Origin of the sequence: Trichodesmium erythraeum IMS101 (assembly GCF_000014265.1) — a bacterium.
GTDB lineage: Bacteria > Cyanobacteriota > Cyanobacteriia > Cyanobacteriales > Microcoleaceae > Trichodesmium > Trichodesmium erythraeum.
In genome coordinates, this window is sequence record NC_008312.1 from 2,596,345 (window position 1) to 2,616,517 (window position 20,173).

At 33.7% G+C, this 20,173-nt stretch carries 14 protein-coding genes; 6 read left to right on the forward strand and 8 right to left on the reverse strand.

Annotation, left to right across the window (positions count from 1 at the left end; genetic code table 11):
• Positions 1 to 157: 157 nt before the first annotated feature.
• Both TERY_RS07960 and TERY_RS07965 read right to left on the reverse strand, forming a co-directional pair.
• Complete coding sequence (locus tag TERY_RS07960) at positions 158 to 3,430, reverse strand: tubulin-like doman-containing protein (protein ID WP_011611347.1); 3,273 nt, start codon at positions 3,428 to 3,430, stop codon at positions 158 to 160.
• A gap of 315 nt (positions 3,431 to 3,745) precedes the next feature.
• Positions 3,746 to 4,885 (reverse strand): vWA domain-containing protein, encoded by a 1,140-nt coding sequence (locus TERY_RS07965; RefSeq protein WP_011611348.1) that lies wholly within the window; start codon positions 4,883 to 4,885, stop codon positions 3,746 to 3,748.
• A 750-nt stretch (positions 4,886 to 5,635) separates the two neighbouring features.
• On the opposite strand from TERY_RS07965, the gene gntT reads away from it, so the two are divergent.
• The 6 genes from gntT (at position 5,636) to TERY_RS08000 (ending at position 13,069) form a co-directional block, all read left to right on the forward strand.
• Positions 5,636 to 7,003, forward strand: a complete 1,368-nt coding sequence (gene gntT, locus TERY_RS07970; RefSeq protein WP_011611349.1) for a guanitoxin biosynthesis MATE family efflux transporter GntT — start codon at positions 5,636 to 5,638, stop codon at positions 7,001 to 7,003.
• Between the two features lie 479 nt (positions 7,004 to 7,482).
• Entirely contained in the window at positions 7,483 to 8,172 is a 690-nt protein-coding gene (locus TERY_RS07980; RefSeq protein ID WP_011611350.1) for a hypothetical protein, read from the forward strand.
• A gap of 153 nt (positions 8,173 to 8,325) precedes the next feature.
• Entirely contained in the window at positions 8,326 to 9,057 is a 732-nt protein-coding gene (locus tag TERY_RS07985) for a DUF429 domain-containing protein (protein WP_011611351.1), read from the forward strand.
• Positions 9,058 to 9,071: 14 nt separating this feature from the next.
• On the forward strand, positions 9,072 to 9,617 hold the full coding sequence (locus tag TERY_RS07990) for a hypothetical protein (RefSeq protein ID WP_011611352.1): 546 nt from the start codon (positions 9,072 to 9,074) through the stop codon (positions 9,615 to 9,617).
• Positions 9,618 to 10,865: 1,248 nt separating this feature from the next.
• The gene (hemE, locus tag TERY_RS07995; RefSeq protein WP_011611353.1) at positions 10,866 to 11,930 is read left to right on the forward strand and encodes a uroporphyrinogen decarboxylase; all 1,065 of its coding nucleotides are present in this window, start codon (positions 10,866 to 10,868) and stop codon (positions 11,928 to 11,930) included.
• A 164-nt stretch (positions 11,931 to 12,094) separates the two neighbouring features.
• On the forward strand, positions 12,095 to 13,069 hold the full coding sequence (locus TERY_RS08000; protein ID WP_011611354.1) for an NAD-dependent epimerase/dehydratase family protein: 975 nt from the start codon (positions 12,095 to 12,097) through the stop codon (positions 13,067 to 13,069).
• A gap of 130 nt (positions 13,070 to 13,199) precedes the next feature.
• Here the strand turns inward: TERY_RS08000 and TERY_RS08005 are convergent, their stop codons facing one another.
• From TERY_RS08005 to TERY_RS34820, 6 genes are all read right to left on the reverse strand, one after another.
• Positions 13,200 to 13,739 (reverse strand): tetratricopeptide repeat protein, encoded by a 540-nt coding sequence (locus TERY_RS08005; protein ID WP_071820662.1) that lies wholly within the window; start codon positions 13,737 to 13,739, stop codon positions 13,200 to 13,202.
• Positions 13,740 to 13,945: 206 nt separating this feature from the next.
• On the reverse strand, positions 13,946 to 14,695 hold the full coding sequence (locus TERY_RS08010) for a transposase family protein (RefSeq protein WP_011611356.1): 750 nt from the start codon (positions 14,693 to 14,695) through the stop codon (positions 13,946 to 13,948).
• Positions 14,696 to 14,748: 53 nt separating this feature from the next.
• On the reverse strand, positions 14,749 to 17,148 hold the full coding sequence (locus TERY_RS08020) for a tetratricopeptide repeat protein (protein ID WP_011611357.1): 2,400 nt from the start codon (positions 17,146 to 17,148) through the stop codon (positions 14,749 to 14,751).
• Positions 17,149 to 17,152: 4 nt separating this feature from the next.
• A complete protein-coding gene (locus tag TERY_RS27615; protein ID WP_081432419.1) occupies positions 17,153 to 17,410 on the reverse strand; it encodes an NB-ARC domain-containing protein in 258 nt (85 codons plus the stop codon).
• A 6-nt stretch (positions 17,411 to 17,416) separates the two neighbouring features.
• The gene (locus tag TERY_RS34815; protein ID WP_196797247.1) at positions 17,417 to 18,040 is read right to left on the reverse strand and encodes an ATP-binding protein; all 624 of its coding nucleotides are present in this window, start codon (positions 18,038 to 18,040) and stop codon (positions 17,417 to 17,419) included.
• Positions 18,041 to 18,166: 126 nt separating this feature from the next.
• Positions 18,167 to 18,529, reverse strand: a complete 363-nt coding sequence (locus TERY_RS34820) for a hypothetical protein (RefSeq protein ID WP_011611359.1) — start codon at positions 18,527 to 18,529, stop codon at positions 18,167 to 18,169.
• Positions 18,530 to 20,173: the final 1,644 nt, after the last annotated feature.

Here is a 20,173-nt window from a genome sequence, read left to right on the forward strand (position 1 = left end):
ACCTCACAAGTATAATAATTTTTAGATGTCCCAGAATAGAAACAAATAAACTTTGTTTTCCTATGTTTTTTGAGTAGATTCTGCAATAACTTTTCGACTCTTTTTTTTTGTAATTATTTAAAATAATTCAACCATAATTAAAGCTCCTTTATCTTACTTAAATACCTAATATATTTTTCTTAGCTGCCTGAAATTCTGCATCTGTCAAAAATCCCTGTTCTTTCATCCTTACTAAATCCTTCAATTGTTTCATCCGGTCATCTCCTGAATTATGTTGCTTATCGCGATAATTTGGAGAATTATCTAAATCAATATCAACGTCAATAATTTCATCCTTTATTACCTCCTTATTTTCCTCTGTTACAGTAGATTTTGACTGAAGTAATTGTATATTTTTTACTTTTTTTTGTATACGACGGCGAAAGCGATTAATAATTCCTTCCTTTCCAGAATTTTCAGTTGTTGGTGGTGTTCCAACTACCGTATCTTTATAAGGATAATTAAGATCATCTTCCGGTAAATTATCAATTTGTTTAACAAACTTTTGCAACTTCGGTAAATAATAGTTTTCCCAGAGCAGAGGTTCTTTATCTATTTTTTCTACTTCTTTATCCAGAATATTTTTCAAAGCCTCTGTCATATCCTGCCGATTAGCTAATTCCTCTAAAGCTTGATTCCAAACTGAACTAAGCTCCGCAGTGTAATAACTATCTCGCATATCATTGTAATACATAAATTCTAATAACTCATCCCCATTTTTTTGAATTAATTCTAAAGCCAAACAAGGATAAAAAATATCTTCTAACTCTTCTATTTTTGCTGCATCTGGAGGAATAATATCAGCAAAGAAAATCCGATTGTTATTATGGAGAAAAGAAGTAGAATAATTCATTTCTCGAATGTAAGAATTTCTCATTTGCTCAAGATTAGTAATTAGTCTCAAAGGAAAAGCTGCATATTCTTTAACGATTAAAATTTGGTCTTCCGCTTGAGTTGGTTTAAGAGTATTATTGTCAACTCCTAAATCTCCCACCAAAATATCTTTAAATTGTTTAACTCCTTCATCATCAGTATCTTTAAATCCTATTAATTGACTGTGTTTAGAATCCCTATCTCTGAAGTAAATAGCATTAAAATCTAAAGGTAAAAGTGGTTCAGCCTCCTGCATAATTTGTCCCAAACGAGTGCTCCTTTCAACCCTAGAATAGTTCTGTAGAAAACGCTTAATTACAGAATTAACAATATTAGTACTCCGAACTCCAAATAACCTATCTACTGTGAGATTAACTTCTTCTTTTACTTGCTCTTCTTCCCTGACTTTTTCTCTGATAAAAATTGCAATTGATTGCCCGTCTTCAGACGATTTAGTAATTTCCGAACTTAGTTGTACCAATTGTGACTTTAGCTCTTCGAGAGGGAGTAAAATTTGAGAACAGTTATTGATATCTTCCTCCGCAAAAATAGCTTCTCCACTCATTTCATCAAAGTCTAGTTGTTTTAAATTTGCTTGTTCTTTTTCATAGTCATTTTTAAGGTTATTAAGTAAGTTTGTAAATTCTCTTAGTTGGGCAGCAATATTTTCAACATGATTTTGTAAATTTCTTACTATTTCAAGAGTTTCTTGGAAAACTATTAAGTCAAAATTATGTCTAATTAAATCGCAAATTTGTCTGACTATTCTTTTAGCTTCAGCTTGAAATTCTCTATTCTTACCTCCCAATAAAGGCAGTTCAAATTTATTCTCAATATCTGCAATTATCTGTTCGCCATCTTGCCATTTTCTGTCTACATCCTCTAATATCTTACTACCATTAAAATCTACAATTTTTTCTTCAATATCCCTTTGATAATTATTCAGTTCATTTTTCATTGCTTCTAGCCATTCCCGACTACTTCTAATAGAAAAATTATCATTACTCGGACTTAGCAAATCCACAATAAAACTATTAATATTTTGTTGAAATTCCACTGTAATTTTCGGACAAATTTGTTGCAACCTTGTCAACCAAACCCCTCTACTACTATCAGTTGTTCCGGGAATAACCTTTCTAAATTGCTCTCGAAAATCTCTCGGTAATCGTTGCTGTAATGCTATCCGGTCATCCTTATTTTGAGACTCAGAAATTGCCCTATCTAATTTATTTCTCCAAGCATTAATTGTACTTTGAAAATTCTTATTAGACTCTTCCACAGATTCGGCTAATCTTCTACTTAATCCATCTCGTTTTTGCAAGTCATCATGCCAGCGATATTGAAGTAAAAATCTTTCCAGTAATAAAACCGAATCTGGGCTTTGACCTTCACCATTTAACCAGAAATTAACTAAATTTAAACTAATACGATTTAAAGCTATTTGAACAATTTTATCCCGTGGAAAATAAATAGCCGCCATACCAAAAGTTAAGTAGCGTTGAATATTAGGACGAGGGTGATTATCATATTGGATTAAATCTTGTAAAAAATTATCTCTCATACCTTTAACTATAGGCGCTAATTCTCCAGAAAAATCCAAAGCAATTTTATGAGCAATAACATTACATAATTTACGTTGCTCAAGAATTTTATATCCTCCTGTTGTCTCATTAGAAACCAAATAAGCATAATCATAAGGAGGTCGTTCTGATTGAACAATTACTAAGTCTTGTATATCGTAACAAGCTTCAAATTTTGTACCAGGAGTAGTGTAATGATTTAGTTCTTTTAAGGCTGCATAAGTATTAGCTTTCATATTAGTATTATTTCCATATAACTCAGGACTAATTACTAAATAACCAACAATTTTAGTGTTTTGCTGACCATAAGAATGTCTCAAACTATAAGCAACATCTAAAAACATTCCACTGCCAGTACCTCCACAAAGAGAACCCACAATAAAAATATTTACTCCCCCATCTACCCTTAACCCCATTTTTAGTAAAATACCCTCATTTCCTCTAGTTTTTTTTTCCGCTATTTCAATTGCTTTTTGAATCTTACGATAGTTATGAAAAAAAGCTAATCTTCCTACTGGTCTAATTCCTTTTGCACCCTCTTCTATTGCCTTAATATTCCGATTAAGTTGAGGAGGAAACCATTGACGAATATGGTCGTAAGGTCCTGTTCTTTCAGAAGTGGAATGTTTTTCTAATTCTTGAGTAAAATTATCCACATCTCTGCTACTCATTGTGGCACTAACTTTCTCAGCTTCCTTAAAACTAAGGTCAACTCCATGATATGTACTGCCAGTTCTTAAACCAGATATTTGACTAGCTGACTTGTCAGTATCAATATGAACAAAACTCACAATTGGCAGTTTTTCTAAATCCCCATAACTATCTACAATTAATCTACGAATTCGCATCAAAATATCTCTACCAGTACCTCCTATTCCGATACAAATAGTACGATTAATTCCTCTAGACTGGCGTTCTTGACTAGTTGATTGAATCATGGTTTTTACCTCCTTTAATATTGACCACTAAATGCTTACTAGCAATTTGAATAAAACCACATAGTTCTACATTTTCATTTCTACCACATTCTATTACAATATTTACAGCACTTGAAGCACAATAACGACGACTTTAATTAGTCAACCCATACAATTATGGGATAGAAAATGTAGATTTTGCTCGATAAACTTCTAAAGTTCAATGATGGGTTTTTACCCATACTTTTAATTCTTTAAAACCTCTCAATTGCTTTTTATTCCTTTAAAAACAATAAAGCTAATAGCTAATAGCTGAACCCTGAATACTTACCTTTACTATTTTTTAATTTTGATAATTATCTCATAATCGCGATTTCTTCCATCAGGACAATTAAGCCTAACTTGAGAACTAGATATTAAAGTACGACTCAAAACTTTTTTCCCATTAAGATAAATTTCTGCATTCCCAGTTGGTTCTAGAGAAAGTCGATTTCCTTTCCTGATTAAAAAACCTCGAATTTCTGGTCCGGGGGTATCTATTGAATCAACACAAAATTCATCATATTCACCAATAGCAATTTTTTTATTATTCGGCAAACGACAAATTTGGTATTCCTCGATTTTACTGCTACTAAAATCAACAATTAACTCCCATTTTTTTTGCAGACTTATCCATTTTTTTACTCCCACTATAAACCCTATAAAAACCAACAAAAAAATTAACCCAGGTAGCCATAATAACTTCCCTAAATAAGAATTAACCAAACAAGTTTCCCTGCCTCCCGGTGCTGGGGTACAAAATTCTTGAACAGTAGGAGCAATATCCACAACCGCTAGTTGATATTCTTCACCATTTTCTGTTCTAATTAACAGCTTTCTCTCGTCTAAAGGTAAAGCATTTATCCAAGATATTCGCCGTTGACTTTCCTCAGAATTTTCTACTCTAAAAGGGCTATCTTTAGGAGTTTCTATCCACACATTTGAATCAATTCCTGCTGCAGTTAAAAGTGGTGCATCAGTAATCCAAATTACCGACTGAGGTTTAATCGATTGATTTTTTTCTAAGCGACATTGATTAATCTGAGCTAGGTTTTGATAAAGAAATAATTCTGCTCCTTGAATATCCGTATTTTGTAGAGTTAAATTTGGCTTAAATGGCACTAACTCCAAAATTTTACTGATGTCTTGTTTGCCATTAAATTTAACTGCCCCTTCAACTGTCAAGGGATTAATTCTTGGTGCGAGAGGATTAATATTTGTGGCAAAAGGTACAACATAGACTTTATCTCCAGGCCGCAAACTATCTTTAACGATCTGACGCAAACGGATACGACCTTCATCATTTAAGCCTACACTTTCTGTTAAGTCAATTGCTAATACTACATCTCGTCCACCATAAATATTGGCAACTAATTCTAGCCCTGTTTTTTGCCAATATTGGATATTTTGTCCTGTACTAACTATGGAACAATTCACTACAAATAAAAAATTAGAAAATGAGTTAATGGTGATTAATAATTGAATTAATTAAACTATAACCCATCATAGGTCAAAAAAATATAGTCACATAAGACATATTCTCCTGCATTGCAGGTGTTAACCTGACTAGGTGAACTACAACTAATAACTAATAACTAATAATTGATAATTGATAATTGATAATGAATAATTACCTCTAATTAAAACCGTATTGATCCTCACAGAAAGTAACATCAAGTGTTCAATAAATGTTATTTTCGATACTCCAATGAGTTTGAATAGCATGGCGAAGGAATTGGATATTACCAGGTAGAGAGGTCATTTTAGTTATTAGTTATCAATGCTTATCCCTGAAATTGGAGACTTGAAATACCGAATATTTTTTTGAATTGACCACTTTATTTACCTATAGTAGTAGTTAAACATAACGGTTTTATAAATCGTAATTTCGTTTCTTGATAACTAACTTTTGTGAGTCAAACGAAAAATAAATCTATAGGTTCTATTTTTGTAGCATTTAGGTACATATCAATTTTGAATAAAGCCAAAAAATTATCACTTTTAAGGAAAACTTAACCGGAAACAAGGAATAGAAAAAAAGTATTTTTGCCAATAAAATATGAAATGCATTCTAACATCTAAATTATCCAGTATCTAAAACGGCAAATAATTTTGCTTATGCTTTACATAAAATCAGCATAAAATTTGTATGAGCAAACTATAAAAAATTATGAAAAATTTGGGAATATGAAATCTATAATTAAAAATAGCTTTATTCGATTAACTTTAGTCAACATTTTATCTAATTTAATGGTACCTTTAGCAAGTCTAATAGACTTAGCTTTTTTAGGTTATTTAGATGAAATTCGTCATTTAGCAGGAGTTTCCATTGCCACAGTTTTATTTAACTATATTTACTGGACTTTTGGATTTTTACGCATGAGTACAACTGGTACAACTGCTCAAGCTAATGGCAGTAGAAATTACCACGAAGTAAAACAAATTTGTCTACGTAATTGCTTAATTGCTTTAACCATTGCCACAATAATTATAATTTTCCAATATCCTTTACGAGAAATTGGCTTTAATTTACTTAGTGCAACTCCAGAAGTAAAAGCTAGTGGTATTAACTACTATAAAAGTTTAATTTGGGGTGCCCCTGCTACCTTATTAAACTTCGTATTAATAGGTTGGTTTTTAGGACTCGAACAAGGAGGAAAAGTTTTACTATTATCAATAGTTAATAAAGGAACAAATATTATCCTAGACTATATTTTTATTGTTCGTTGGGGATGGGAAAGTAGCGGAGCTGGTAGTGCTACAGCAATAAGTCAATATATAACTTTAGTTATCGGTATGATTTGTGTTTTTAAATTCATATATTTAGCAGAAATTCCTCAGTTAATCAAAAATATTTGGCAACCTCAAGTAATTAAAAAAACTTTTATTCTCAATCGAGATATTCTGATTCGTACTTTTGCTATAATTTCTACTTTTGCTGTATTTACTAATTTAAGCTCATACATAAATACTCTAGTTTTAGTAACTAATACTCTGTTATTACAGGTAGTTACATTAGCCGCTTATTTTATTGACGGTCTAGCTTTTGCCACAGAAAGCTTAGCAGGAAAAAGTTATGGTAAAAGAAATCAAAAAGAATTAAAAGCATTGGTAAAATTATCAGGGATAATTGGTATAAGTATCGGATTAATTTTTGCCTTTATTTTCTGTTTATTCCCGACTACTTTATTTAGTTTGTTGACTAATCATACTCAGGTTATTAACAATATTAGTAGTTATGTTTTATGGTTAATACCTATCTTGGGTTTTGGAGGCATAGCTTATATTTTAGATGGTTATTTTCTAGGTTTAACTCAAGGAAATTTGTTGCGCAATTCTACTTTAGTTGCTAGTTTAATAGGATTTTTACCCTTTGCTATAGTCGGTTTATTGTTAAAAAATAATCATATATTATGGTTATCTTTGGCAATGTTTATGGCAACTAGAGCTATTACTCTAGGTAAGGCTATTCCTAATATAATTGTTGAAAAATTTTCGGCTTCAATAGAACTCATCAAAGACAAGAATAATAAAAAACATATTACTCCTAAATAACTCTTTTTATTCCATAATTTACCACTAAATTAGGTTGGAATTCTACCCTTTAAAGGTGATAACAAAAAGCGTAAGTAGGTGGGTTTAATTATTCCTACAATAATAATAAAAATTCAAAAAGGTGAAAAGCTCTTGAAAAGTTACTTATAAGTCTCTTTTCATATTTTTCATTTTAATCTTTATTTGTGCCTACTTACTTAGTCTTGCTCCCATAATAGTTTTTGAGTAAAATGGAGATGTGGAGTCATGAGATGATGGGATGATAGAATGATAGGGGGTATTTTTCCTGTTCTGGGAACCTGATGCCTGATCTTGAATTTTTTCCTCAGACGACCATCAAAAAATTGCCACGCCCCCATCTCTTTCACATCAATATGCATCACCACTAAACAAAGAAAATTCAGTATTTCAAGCCCTCCCTATTGCGCGAGGCACTGTTAACTGATAACTCATAACTAAAACTATATTAGGTGAACATTATGACAGTAATAATTAACTTCTGGAAAGGTACACTTGGATATACTGCATATAATGCTATATATGGGTTAGATGTAGGTCACGCTTCTATGCAGGTTATTAATAACAAAAACCCCAAAGATGAAATTTATATAAGCCATAACCCTAAAATTAAAAACTCTATAGCTTTTTTGCCCAACTCTCGCAAATATCTTTCTTTAGAATCTATTGTAGCAGATAGTTTTATTCCTAGAGAAAAACATATTTCTTTTGAAAAAGATTGTGATAACCGGGATAGTAAACCTAACAATAAAATTGTTATTTATGGTTTAAATGAATCTCCGATAATAAAGTTTTCTCAAAAGTATTTAAATAATGATTTATCAAAAGAAAAAACTAAATATCATTTTATCAAAAATAATTGTTGTACAGTTATAGTTTATTTGATTTCCAAGGGACTAGACCGTAATCAAAAAAACTCTAAGTTGTGTTCACCTTCGAGTTATCAAACCGATTCATTTTTTGGATATGACTCTAATATTGAGAAATTAGTTATAAGTTTTAATAAAAAATTTTGGTCTCCCCGTTCCCTGAAATCTTTTGTTAAAAAAGTCAAAAATAAAACTGATAAAAAATCCTCTTTACTATCCTTTTCTGTGCCTAAAAGAAAACTCTTATTACCACAATCACTTGAGAATTTATTTGATAGGTAATCCATAGAAAAATGCAATGAAAAGTCATAATAAATATAGTTATAAATGCATTGCATTTTTAAACTTATTCTCTAACTATTCTGTATTTTACCTTCTACTTTCAGTAAAGAGATTTTGATAATTTTTTAAAAGTTTCTCAGTAATTTTTTTAGTATGAAATTTATTGGAATAGACCTAGGTTGGCAGTCTGGAAAAAGCGGTCTTTGCTGTCTACAATACTCAGATAATAAATTAAAAATATTAGACATAGACTGCATACTAGAAATTGAAGATATTCTCAATTGGATTGATAATTTAACTCCCCTTTCAACTCCAGCTCTAATTGCCGTAGATGCTCCCACAATAATTCCTAATAAAACAGGAACTAGACTACCAGATAAACTTACTCATAAATATTTTGGTCGTTATCATGCAGGATGTTATCCGGCAAATCTTAACCGTCCTTTTGCTCAGAGAACAGTCAAATTTGGCATTAGTTTAGAAGCTAAAGAATTTATCCATGCACCAACCATTAAGCCTCAAAAAATAGGACGTTTTCAAATTGAAGTTTTCCCCCATCCAGCTATAGTTAATCTGTTTCAATTAGAAAAAATTTTGAAATATAAAAAAGGTAGGTTAGCCGACCGTAAATTAGAACTTTTGAAACTGCAAAAATACATTATAAATATTCTACCAACTCTAGAGCCCGCTCTAGTAATTTCCCACAACTTCCTAAATACCGAAACAATTAATAGTATCACCACTCTCAAAACTACAGAAGATAAATTAGACAGTTTAATTTGTGCTTATATTGGAGCATATTGGTGGTATTGGGGTGAAACAAAAAACTTGGTATTGGGAAATCACACAACTGGATATATAGTAGTTCCTAAAAGATTAGATTAAACCCTGCTAAAGTTATGAAAGAAAATGTAGACGAACTGAAATTAGAAATAGATACTTTACATAGAGAAATAGATAGTTTACAAAGCCAAATAGAGACACTTAGTCAAAAACGTTCCTCTTTCCAAATAAATATTAGCTTTCCTAAAGATAATACTCCTGAAGTACTAGCAGAATTTCGTCAAAAAAATATCGAAGAAGCTGCAAAGTGGCAAGGAGAAATTCAAAAAATTAATCAAGCTCTTAAAGTATTAAAGCCACAACTTAATCAGAAAAAAATTACCCTACAAGAAAAAAAATATCGACTACAATACCTCGAATTACAACAGCAAGTTTACGAAGGAGCAAAAAATCTACAAGAACAAGTGCAAAAAGTCAACGAAAAAGCTAATCAACTTGAAGTCGAAATACAAAATCTTAAACAAATTTGTCAACAATTAAATCCACTTTATCATCAATGGGTGAAAAACCCAGCCAATATAATGGATTTTAATGCCACAACCATCCCTTATGTTTATATTCAAGATAATAGCTTTGAATTAGGCAATAAAAATATTAAGTAAACTGCCATTACAATTTAAAATCTACTTATTTGCACTTATATGACATCCCTATAAATTTACAACAATATTGTAGTCATATCCTAGGTTGGGTTAAGCGATAGCGCAACCCAACAAATATAACCACTTAAACAAAATTGCTTACTTAGTCTAATTTTATGTCAGATATACAATATAAAAAAATGAGCTCCACAAAATGTGTGATTAATTTTTATCTACCTTCTTAACAAAATCAACAAAAAAAACACTGAAACACTACCCTATTTTTGTTAAAGCTCTTTTAGTTCACAACACCTAACTGAACTTTAAACCAATATACAAATACTAAACTTTTTTATTAATTTGATGATGTATTAAAATCAGCAGATAAAAGTCAGCGTAGAAATTTTAATTCATCTTTTAAAATCCCAATAAATCAGCGATCGCATATAATAAATTTTCACACTAATTCATTAATTTTACTATCTTAGATAACCCTAAAAACAAGCATCTAAAAAATCTCATTACTCCCTTTCCTCTTGATTCGTTTGCCTCATAATTTTTCCTGCTTATGTCAGGATTATTAATTACTTAAAATCTTCTTTTTTTATCTTATAAAATCTGTCAATAATCTCATGATAAAACTGTAAAAAAAATCAGTCCCAAAAATAAAAAAACTCATCTCATACGAACAATTTACCCAATACTTTGAATTATTATCTAGGCAAAAACGTTGAAATTTTATTAACAATATCCAAAATATATTTATCAGTTTACATTCTTAAATAGCAACAGTAATTAAACTCAATTCTTAAAGAAAAAAACGACCTGTAGAGCAAAAACTTAGTAACTTCCAAAAGAAAATAACCAATCAAAATTTTGGCAACTCATTGGAGCTTACCCATAATTTACAGCAAGCACAGTCGTTTCTCTAATCTTCTATTCCCACAGAGCCCCACTCCCTACCCCCTTAAATAGCAATAATAATTAAACTTTTTTCTTAAAGACAAAAAAACCTACCTACCCAACTCCACCTAACAGGAAGAGTTAGGCCTTAGCCCCCTGCTCAAAGTGCTAACTAGAAAAGCTTTTGAGACACAGTAGCCATATTATTATTTCTTACTCCCTTAATAACTTTAAGTAAACTTTCGTTACGATCTCAACCTAAATATTTCCACAAGCGTCATGTCCCTGTAAACTTACAATTCAGGACAATTAAATTGACCTAACCAGTTAAAATCAAAGATTTTAGAAGCAAAAGGTAAAGCAAATATGGCCCAATTAAGCCAAGTACCCTATTTATTACGAGCAACTCGGGGTGAATTATTAGATCGTCCACCTGTATGGATGATGAGACAGGCAGGTCGCTACATGAAAGCTTATCGAGACTTACGAGAGAAATATCCCTCATTTCGCGAGCGTTCTGAAAACACAGATATTGCTGTGGAAATATCCCTGCAACCTTTCCACGCTTTTAAGCCAGATGGAGTAATTTTATTCTCAGACATCCTGACTCCACTCCCAGCAATAGGCATTGATTTTGATATCATCGAAAGCAAAGGACCAATTATTGACCCCCCTATTCGCACTGAAGCTCAAATTGACAAGCTTCATCCCATCGAACCAGAAGAGTCTCTACCTTTTATTAGGGAAATTTTACAAACTCTCAGAAGAGAAGTTAAGAACGAGGCAGCAGTTTTAGGTTTTATTGGGGCTCCTTGGACTTTAGCTGCTTACGCCATAGAAGGTAAGAGTTGTAAAGATTATACCAATATCAAAAAAATGGCTTTTTGTCAACCAGAAATGTTACATAAATTTCTAGGAAAGCTGGCAGAAGCGATCGCCGTTTATGCTCGTTATCAGATAAACAGTGGAGCACAAGTCATCCAAATGTTTGATTCTTGGGCAGGTCAACTTAGTCCTCAAGACTATGAAACTTTCGCTTTGCCCTATCAAAAATTAGTGGTGCAGGAAGTTAAAAAGACCCATCCTAATACACCTTTTATTCTATATATAAATGGTAGTGCCGGATTATTAGAGAGAATGCCCCAGACTGGTGTTGATATAGTGAGTGTGGACTGGAGTGTAGACATAGCCGAAGCTAGACAACGCCTTGGTAATAATATTTGTGTACAAGGAAATATAGACCCCGGTGTACTGTTTGGTTCTCAAGAATTTATCAAATCTCGCATACTAGAAACTATTCGCAAAGCTGGCAACCGAGGTCATATATTAAATTTAGGACATGGTGTTTTGAAAGAAACTCCTGAAGAGAATGTAGAGTTCTTCTTTAAAACAGCAAAAGAAATAAGTAGTTTACTAGCATTAACCGCTTAAGTTTAGTTAGGGTAAATTTGAGATTTCCATGATTTTTTCAGGGGTTAGTTATAACCTAGCCCTAAATTTATTAGTAAGCATTCAACCGAATGCTTACCATAACAGAGAATTAGATTTTAGTAAGAACTAACAACTAATAACTGATAACTGATTAACTGATTTGTATGAGCCATAAACGGATTTTTATCACGGGCGCTAGTGGATGTATTGGTCACTATATTGTTGAATCTTTAATTCAAAATACCCACCACGAACTTTACTTATTAGTTAGGAACCCAGATAAATTAAAAGTTGATTATAAAGCTCGTCCAGGTGTTAATCTTTTAAAAGCAAATCTGAGAGAAATTGAGCAATTTTCATCTTTACTTCCAGAAATTAATGTAGCAATTTTAGCTGCCACTGCTTGGGGAAATTTGCAGGAAGTATTTGATATTAATGTGATTAAAACTCTGAAGTTAATCACATTACTCAATCCTGAAGTATGTGAAAATATAATCTATTTTTCAACTGCCAGTATTCTTGACCAAAATAATAGATTGCTCACAAAAGCTGGAGAGATAGGTACTGACTATATTCGTTCTAAGTATGACTGTATGTATCAGTTATCCCAACTGGATAATTTACCTCCTCTAACCTGTCTTTTTCCTACATTGGTTTTAGGAGGAGATCAGGAAAAACCTTATTCTCATCTCTCTGCTGGTTTACCAGAAATAATTAAACATATTGGTTTAATTCGATGGTTAAAAGTTGATGGTAGTTTCCATTTTATTCACGCTGCTGATATTGCTCAAGTAGTTAGTTATTTAGTCGAACATCCACCACATTCAAAAGAATTACAAAAGTTAATTTTAGGTAATCCAAAAGTTACAGTAAATCAGGTTGTTGAAGAAATTTGTGCATATCTGAAGAAACGAATATTTTTTCGTTTTAATTTAGCTCCTTGGTTGATCGAGGTAATAATTTCGGTATTTAAAATTCAAGTAGCAGCTTGGGATAGGTTCTGTTTAGAATATCGCCATTTTACATATCAAAATCCTATTAACCCTGCTAGTTTTAAACTGCCGAGTTATTGTCCTGCTATCCCTGATATTTTGAGAACTAGAAATTTGAAATTCTCACCCTTAAATCAAAAATTATAATGGGAGTAATGGGTGGAATTTATGATAGTTGAAGTCAGCTCTCTCCTTACTCTGCTTATGACTAGAGATTTACAGTGCAAGAATAACAACAGCAGTAATAGCGGGCAAAAACAGTGATGTCAAAATAGTTTTAATTGTTTTTATCGTTTAAAAATATTTGATAGTTTTCCTGAACTTTTTGAGTGTGAGGATGTTCTTCGCCTAATGATTGTTTAAATATTTCAATTGCTTGTAGCAACAACGGTTCTGCCGCTTCGTATTTTCCTTGCTCACGATATAATTCTGCCAGGTTGTTGAGACTAGCGGCAATATTTGGATGATTTTCAGGGAGGGCAATTTTGTAGATTTCAATAGCTTGTAGCAACAACGGTTCTGCTGCTTCATATTTTCCTTGTGCGCGATATAATTCTGCCAGGTTGCTCAGACTAACAGCAATATTTGGATGATTTTCAGGGAGGGCAATTTTGTAGATTTCAACTGCTTGTAGCAACAACGGTTCTGCTGCTTCATATTTTCCTTGCTCACGATATAATTCTGCCAGGTTGTTGAGACTAACAGCAATATTTGGATGATTTTCAGGGAGGGCAATTTTGTAGATTTCAATAGCTTGTAGCAACAACGGTTCTGCTGCTTCATATTTTCCTTGTGAATAATAGAGCTGTTGGGAAATAACTTAGGTTAGCGAAAAATGAAAACTCAAACTAATTAATTTTGGTTAATGATTTTATTATTTATGCTACCATCAGGTACAAGTTCCATAGTCCAGTTGCTGTCAACATTAATTTGTCATCAAAATCATGCTTATGATTACGGTAAATCTGATTGACAGCCCCATAGCGCTTGACACCCGCGAAGGCATTTTCACATATCACCCGCTTATTGACTCAATGTCCTATTTTCGATCTTTTGCTGTTGAGTTAATTCTCCTCCCTTTGGTTTTTTATGGGGTATGCGGATATTTTCATACTGGTGTTGAATACCTTGAAAGCCAGTATCTACTTCAATTGGTATTTCCACAGGTATATTTCCTATCAACTTTTCTTCGTCTAGGAATTTCTTGTCATGTAACTTTCCAACTCTATCTTGGCTTAATACCAGCACTTGTTTGTTTTGGTTTACTGCTGCTAGATGTTTACGGGTATGACACTTTTTTTTTCCTGAATAATTCAGTTTTTGTGTTTCTGAGTCAGTAGGCCGTTTTACTGGCCGTTCTGTGCCATCCATTACCACTCGTTCTACTCCAGGGAAACGCTCTATAAATGCTTGGACACTATTGATTTGGCGTTCTGGTAGTGCCTTTTTTTCTCCCAAGGCTGCTTCTAATATAGGCTGTAAACGATGAGCCCAGTGATGTGCCTGGCTACGGTCTATATCGAACAAGATACCAGCTAAATCAAAGGTAGGGTAGCATTTAAAATAGAACAGAATATAAAACAATTTTTGCTCAAAAGTCCGTAAACGAGCCTTACGACCTCCTCCAACAGAGCGTTGACGAGGTTTATCCCTCAATGTTTGCTCATATACCTGAGTAAAGGTTAAGAGTAAGGATTGAAATGCTTTACTATTTAATCCTGTTAATGCTCTGAGCAACCTATCCTGTTTTAAGGCCCGTTTAATATTTAGCATTCTTCGTCAATTTCTTCTTAACTTAACTTATTTTAACTTATTTCCCAACAACTCTAATATAAATTTGTCAGGTTGTTGAGACTAACAGCAATATTTGGATGATTTTCAAGAAGGGCAATTTTGTAGATTTCAATTGCTTGTAGCAACAACGGTTCTGCTGCTTCGTATTTTCCTTGTGCGCGATATAATTCTGCCAGGTTGCTCAGACTAACAGCAATATTTGGATGATTTTCAGGGAGGGCAATTTTGTAGATTTCAATAGCTTGTAGCAACAACGGTTCTGCTGCTTCATATTTTCCTTGTGAATAATATAAATTTGTCAGGTTGTTGAGACTAACAGCAATATTTGGATGATTTTCAAGAAGGGCAATTTTGTAGATTTCAATAGCTTGTAGCAACAACGGTTCTGCTGCTTCATATTTTCCTTGTGAATAATATAAATTTGTCAGGTTGTTGAGACTAACAGCAATATTTGGATGATTTTCAAGAAGGGCAATTTTGTAGATTTCAATTGCTTGTAGCAACAACGGTTCTGCTGCTTCGTATTTTCCTTGTGCGCGATATAATTCTGCCAGGTTGCTCAGACTAACAGCAATATTTGGATGATTTTCAGGGAGGGCAATTTTGTAGATTTCAATAGCTTGTAGCAACAACGGTTCTGCTGCTTCATATTTTCCTTGTGAATAATATAAATTTGTCAGGTTGCTCAGACTAACAGCAATATTTGGATGATTTTCAGGGAGGGCAATTTTGTAGATTTCAATTGCTTGTAGCAACAACGGTTCTGCTGCTTCATATTTTCCTTGTGCGCGATATAATTCTGCCAGGTTGCTCAGACTAACAGCAATATTTGGATGATTTTCAGGGAGGGCAATTTTGTAGATTTCAATTGCTTGTAGCAACAACGGTTCTGCTGCTTCATATTTTCCTTGTGCGCGATATAATTCTGCCAGGTTGCTCAGACTAACAGCAATATTTGGATGATTTTCAGGGAGGGCAATTTTGTAGATTTCAATTGCTTGTAGCAACAACGGTTCTGCTGCTTCATATTTTCCTTGTGCGCGATATAATTCTGCCAGGTTGCTCAGACTAACAGCAATATTTGGATGATTTTCAGGGAGGGCAATTTTGTAGATTTCAATTGCTTGTAGCAACAACGGTTCTGCTGCTTCATATTTTCCTTGTGCGCGATATAATTCTGCCAGGTTGCTCAGACTAACAGCAATATTTGGATGATTTTCAAGAAGGGCAATTTTGTAGATTTCAATAGCTTGTAGCAACAACGGTTCTGCTGCTTCGTATTTTCCTTGTGCGCGATATAATTCTGCCAGGTTGCTCAGACTAACAGCAATATTTGGAGGATTTTCAGGGAGGGCAATTTTGTAGATTTCAATAGCTTGTAGCAACAACGGTTCTGCTGCTTCATATTTTCCTTGTGCGCGATATAATTCTGCCAGGTTGCTCAGACTAACAGCAATATTTGGATGATTTTCAGGGAGGGCAATTTTGTAGATTTCAACTGCTTGTAGCAACAACGGTTCTGCTGCTTCATATTTTCCTTGTGAATAATATAAATTTTTCAGGTTGTTGAGACTAACAGCAATATTTGGATGATTTTCAGGGAGGACGGTTTTAACGATTTTAAATGCTTGTAGGTACAATGGTTCTGCTGCTTCGTATTTTCCTTGTGCAAAATATAATGCTGCCAAACAGTTATAAACAGTTGCAATATCAGCATTGTTTTTATCTAGACGTCTTTCTGCTATTTCTCTACCTCTATCTAACCAAGGTTGTGCCAGTGAGTACAATGCTTGACAATGATAGAACCCACCTAAGCTGATAAAAGGTAAAATCAAATCATCATCACTCAAATACTCTGCCAAATTTTCTGCTACTTCCGTAATGTGAGGTATATCAACCTTAACTTCTTTAACTTTTTCCACAGTAATATACTCATCATAAGGAATTTTCCTTACCGCATCTGCTATTACCCCACAAATATTTCCCTTCATTTCCTCAACCAAGTCAAACTCAAGCAACTTATTTTTATTTCTGAAAAATTCTCGTATAAGTGGATGAAACTCATAACAATTTTCACCAAGTGATTGCAACAAACTTAAATTCACCAACTTGTCATCTCGCCTATCCTCCAACTCTACTTCATCAACCTCAGGCAAACATCCCTCCACCAAATACCAAGGAATTCGAGCACAAGCAAACAAACTCAAAAAACACCCCAACTCCTGATCATCCTCATCCAACTCTTGCCAACTAAACTCAAAAGCAGCCGCCACCCCTCTCCTCCCTGTCATATCCTGAGAAAACACCTTGAGAGACCTATGTTCTAATCCTAACCTCTCACCTGTTTTTGCCAAAGATAAACTAGTCTTCCGCTCCAAATAACGCGCCACCAACTCCAGCCCCAAAGGTAAAAACCCTAAATCATTACACAATGCCTCAGCCTCCTCTAGCTCCCCCCCCTATCCGACCATCCCCAACAAAAGAAATCAACAACTCTAAAGCAGCATCCTTATCTAAAACCTCCAGCTCCAACCTCTGAAAAGACTGCCTCAACCATTTTTGGCGAGTAGTCATCAAAACCTTAAACCTAGACCCCCCTGGCGGTAAAAAATCTGAAATATCTTCATAATTAACAACATCATCAAAAATCAGCAGTACATCACCATCCTGCCAATGACGCCAACAAAAATCTATCCGACTCTACAAGTCATCATCCTTAGAAAAACTGAAATTAAATTCAGACATAGCAAAACTAATAATTTGAACCCCCACATTCTGCCCACGACATTCCAACCAACATATACCACCAGCGTATGTACTTTGTTCCCAATGAAAATAAGCATATTGGAGAGCAACTTCAGTCTTACCAATACCAGCCATACCACTAACAGAAGAAATAGCCACCATTTCAGTTGCTCGCAACTGTTCGTGCAAAGTCCTTATGACCTCATCCCTACCAACAAACCTCTTAGCTCCTCGTCTGCGACGAAAATTTTCAGGTATACTTTTTGAAACTTGAGTATTCTTCTCAGCAGTAAAAACTTTTTCACAGAACCTTATTGTAGAAACATAAACCAAATCATTCTTGCCAGCTTTAGCAATAGAAACGTGATCCGCAGGAACAGCAATAGAGTGAACATCCGTAATTCCAGGATCAGCACTATCCTCATTCACAACCAAAACCCCACCCATAGGCTTAGTTTCATAAAACACCTTAGTTAGAATTCCCAACCGCCCAGTATTTTGTCGATACCATTGATTCAAATCTCGCAAATGAGGTGAATGTTCTTTTAACTCCTCAACATTTACCCTAGGTTTAGTCAAAAAACCTATATTCTCAATTAAATTAGCCAAATGAATTCCCCTGTGTGGAGTAGATAAAAAGACAATTCCCTTAATATGTCGAAGAATACCTTGATACTGAGGAAAATTTTGAGCAGTACGAATTACCTATTTAACAATCAAACCACCCAAACTATGAGTCACAAAAATAAAAGGGGAAGCTCCAATATGATCAACCTCAATAGACTCTAGCAAATAACTAGCCTGGTCAAAACGTGAAATTCCCTGACCAGAATACTTCAAACCAGGAGCTTCATATCCAAAGCTCCAGACATTAACATCTATTTCCTTTCCCCGTAAAATCTCCCCCAGCCAAAAAGGCCAAAAATCAGAACCTTCTGTTTTACCTTGAGGATGCCATGTAGCCCAAGGATGTCCCGCCAAACCATGAACAAAAACAATATCACCAATAGAATCAGAATTTTGACAATCAAAAATCCTAAATAAGCCAATTTGATTATGTTTTGTCATCTTATCTGAGTTTCGTATAACTCTATTGTACACTCGAAATACTTGACTATGCCCGCTAGCGGGGTGAAAGTTTGCACTTTGCCCGAAAAATTGAACAAATAAAAGCAGTAATCAATTTTAGAAGAAATTCAACCGTATCACCACCTCAACTGAAACTTAACACCTGCCACCTACTAAATTTTTAATTCTTCGAGAATGCTACCCAAACTTATATGACACCTTGACACCACAAACTATATTTGAGCCGATAAATTTTCATTCTATGGAGCTCCAAAAAAATTAGGGAATCTTGGGAAGAAAATTGCTGAATTTTATGATATGATTCAAATAGTGGGGTAAACATGCCTATATGCATGACTTTTTATTCAACACAATAAACTCTATCCTACTATTGCCAATATTTTCACAACTAGAAAAATGAAAAGGAGTAAAAAGGTTTTCCGGGAAAATGCTACCCAAACTTATATGACACCTTGACACCACAAACTATATTTGAGCCGATAAATTTTCATTCTATGGAGCTCCGAAAAAAATAGGGAATCTTGGGAAGAAAATTGCTGAATTTTATGATATGATTTAAATAGTGGGTGAAACATGGCTATATGCATGACTTTTTATTCAACACAATAAACTCTATCCTACTATTACCAATATTTTCGCAACTAGAAAAATGAAAAGGAGTAAAAAGGTTTTCCGGGAAAATGCTACCCAAACTTATATGACACCTTGACACTACAAACTATATTTGAGCCGATAAATTTTCATTCTCTGGAGCTCCAAAAAGATTAGGGAATCTTGGGAAGAAAATTGCTGAATTTTATGATATGATTCAAATAGTGGGGGAAACATGCCTATATACATGACTCTTTATTCAACACAATAAACTCTATCCTACTATTACCAATATTTTCGCAACTAGAAAAATGAAAAGGAGTAAAAAGTTTTTCCGGGAAAATGCTACCCAAACTTATATGGTACCTTGACACCACAAACTATATTTGAGCCGATAAATTTTCATTCTCTGGAGCTCCAAAAAAATTAGGGAATCTTGGGAAGAAAATTGCTGAATTTTATGATATGATTCAAATAGTGGGGGAAACATGCCTATATACATGACTCTTTATTCAACACAATAAACTCTATCCTACTATTACCAATATTTTCGCAACTAGAAAAATGAAAAGGAGTAAAAAGGTTTTCCGGGAAAATGCTACCCAAACTTATATGGTACTTTGACACCACAAACTATATTTGAGCCGATAAATTTTCATTCTCTGGAGCTCCAAAAAAAATTAGGGAATCTTGGGAAGAAAATTGCTGAATTTTATGATATGATTCAAATAGTGGGGGAAACATGCCTATATACATGACTCTTTATTCAACACAATAAACTCTATCCTACTATTACCAATATTTTCGCAACTAGAAAAATGAAAAGGAGTAAAAAGTTTTTCCGGGAAAATGCTACCCAAACTTATATGGTACTTTGACACCACAAACTATATTTGAGCCGATAAATTTTCATTCTCTGGAGCTCCAAAAAAATTAGGGAATCTTGGGAAGAAAATTGCTGAATTTTATGATATGATTCAAATAGTGGGGGAAACATGGCTATATGCATGACTTTTTATTCAACAAAACAAA

Coding starts and splice junctions, on each gene's coding strand:
- TERY_RS07960 (WP_011611347.1), bottom strand. CDS start 3,430: ATGATTCAATCAACTAGTCAAGAACGCCAGTCTAGAGGAATTAATCGT.
- gntT (WP_011611349.1), top strand. CDS start 5,636: ATGAAATCTATAATTAAAAATAGCTTTATTCGATTAACTTTAGTCAAC.
- TERY_RS07980 (WP_011611350.1), top strand. CDS start 7,483: ATGACAGTAATAATTAACTTCTGGAAAGGTACACTTGGATATACTGCA.
- TERY_RS07985 (WP_011611351.1), top strand. CDS start 8,326: ATGAAATTTATTGGAATAGACCTAGGTTGGCAGTCTGGAAAAAGCGGT.
- TERY_RS07990 (WP_011611352.1), top strand. CDS start 9,072: ATGAAAGAAAATGTAGACGAACTGAAATTAGAAATAGATACTTTACAT.
- hemE (WP_011611353.1), top strand. CDS start 10,866: ATGGCCCAATTAAGCCAAGTACCCTATTTATTACGAGCAACTCGGGGT.
- TERY_RS08000 (WP_011611354.1), top strand. CDS start 12,095: ATGAGCCATAAACGGATTTTTATCACGGGCGCTAGTGGATGTATTGGT.
- TERY_RS08010 (WP_011611356.1), bottom strand. CDS start 14,695: ATGCTAAATATTAAACGGGCCTTAAAACAGGATAGGTTGCTCAGAGCA.
- TERY_RS34820 (WP_011611359.1), bottom strand. CDS start 18,529: ATGACAAAACATAATCAAATTGGCTTATTTAGGATTTTTGATTGTCAA.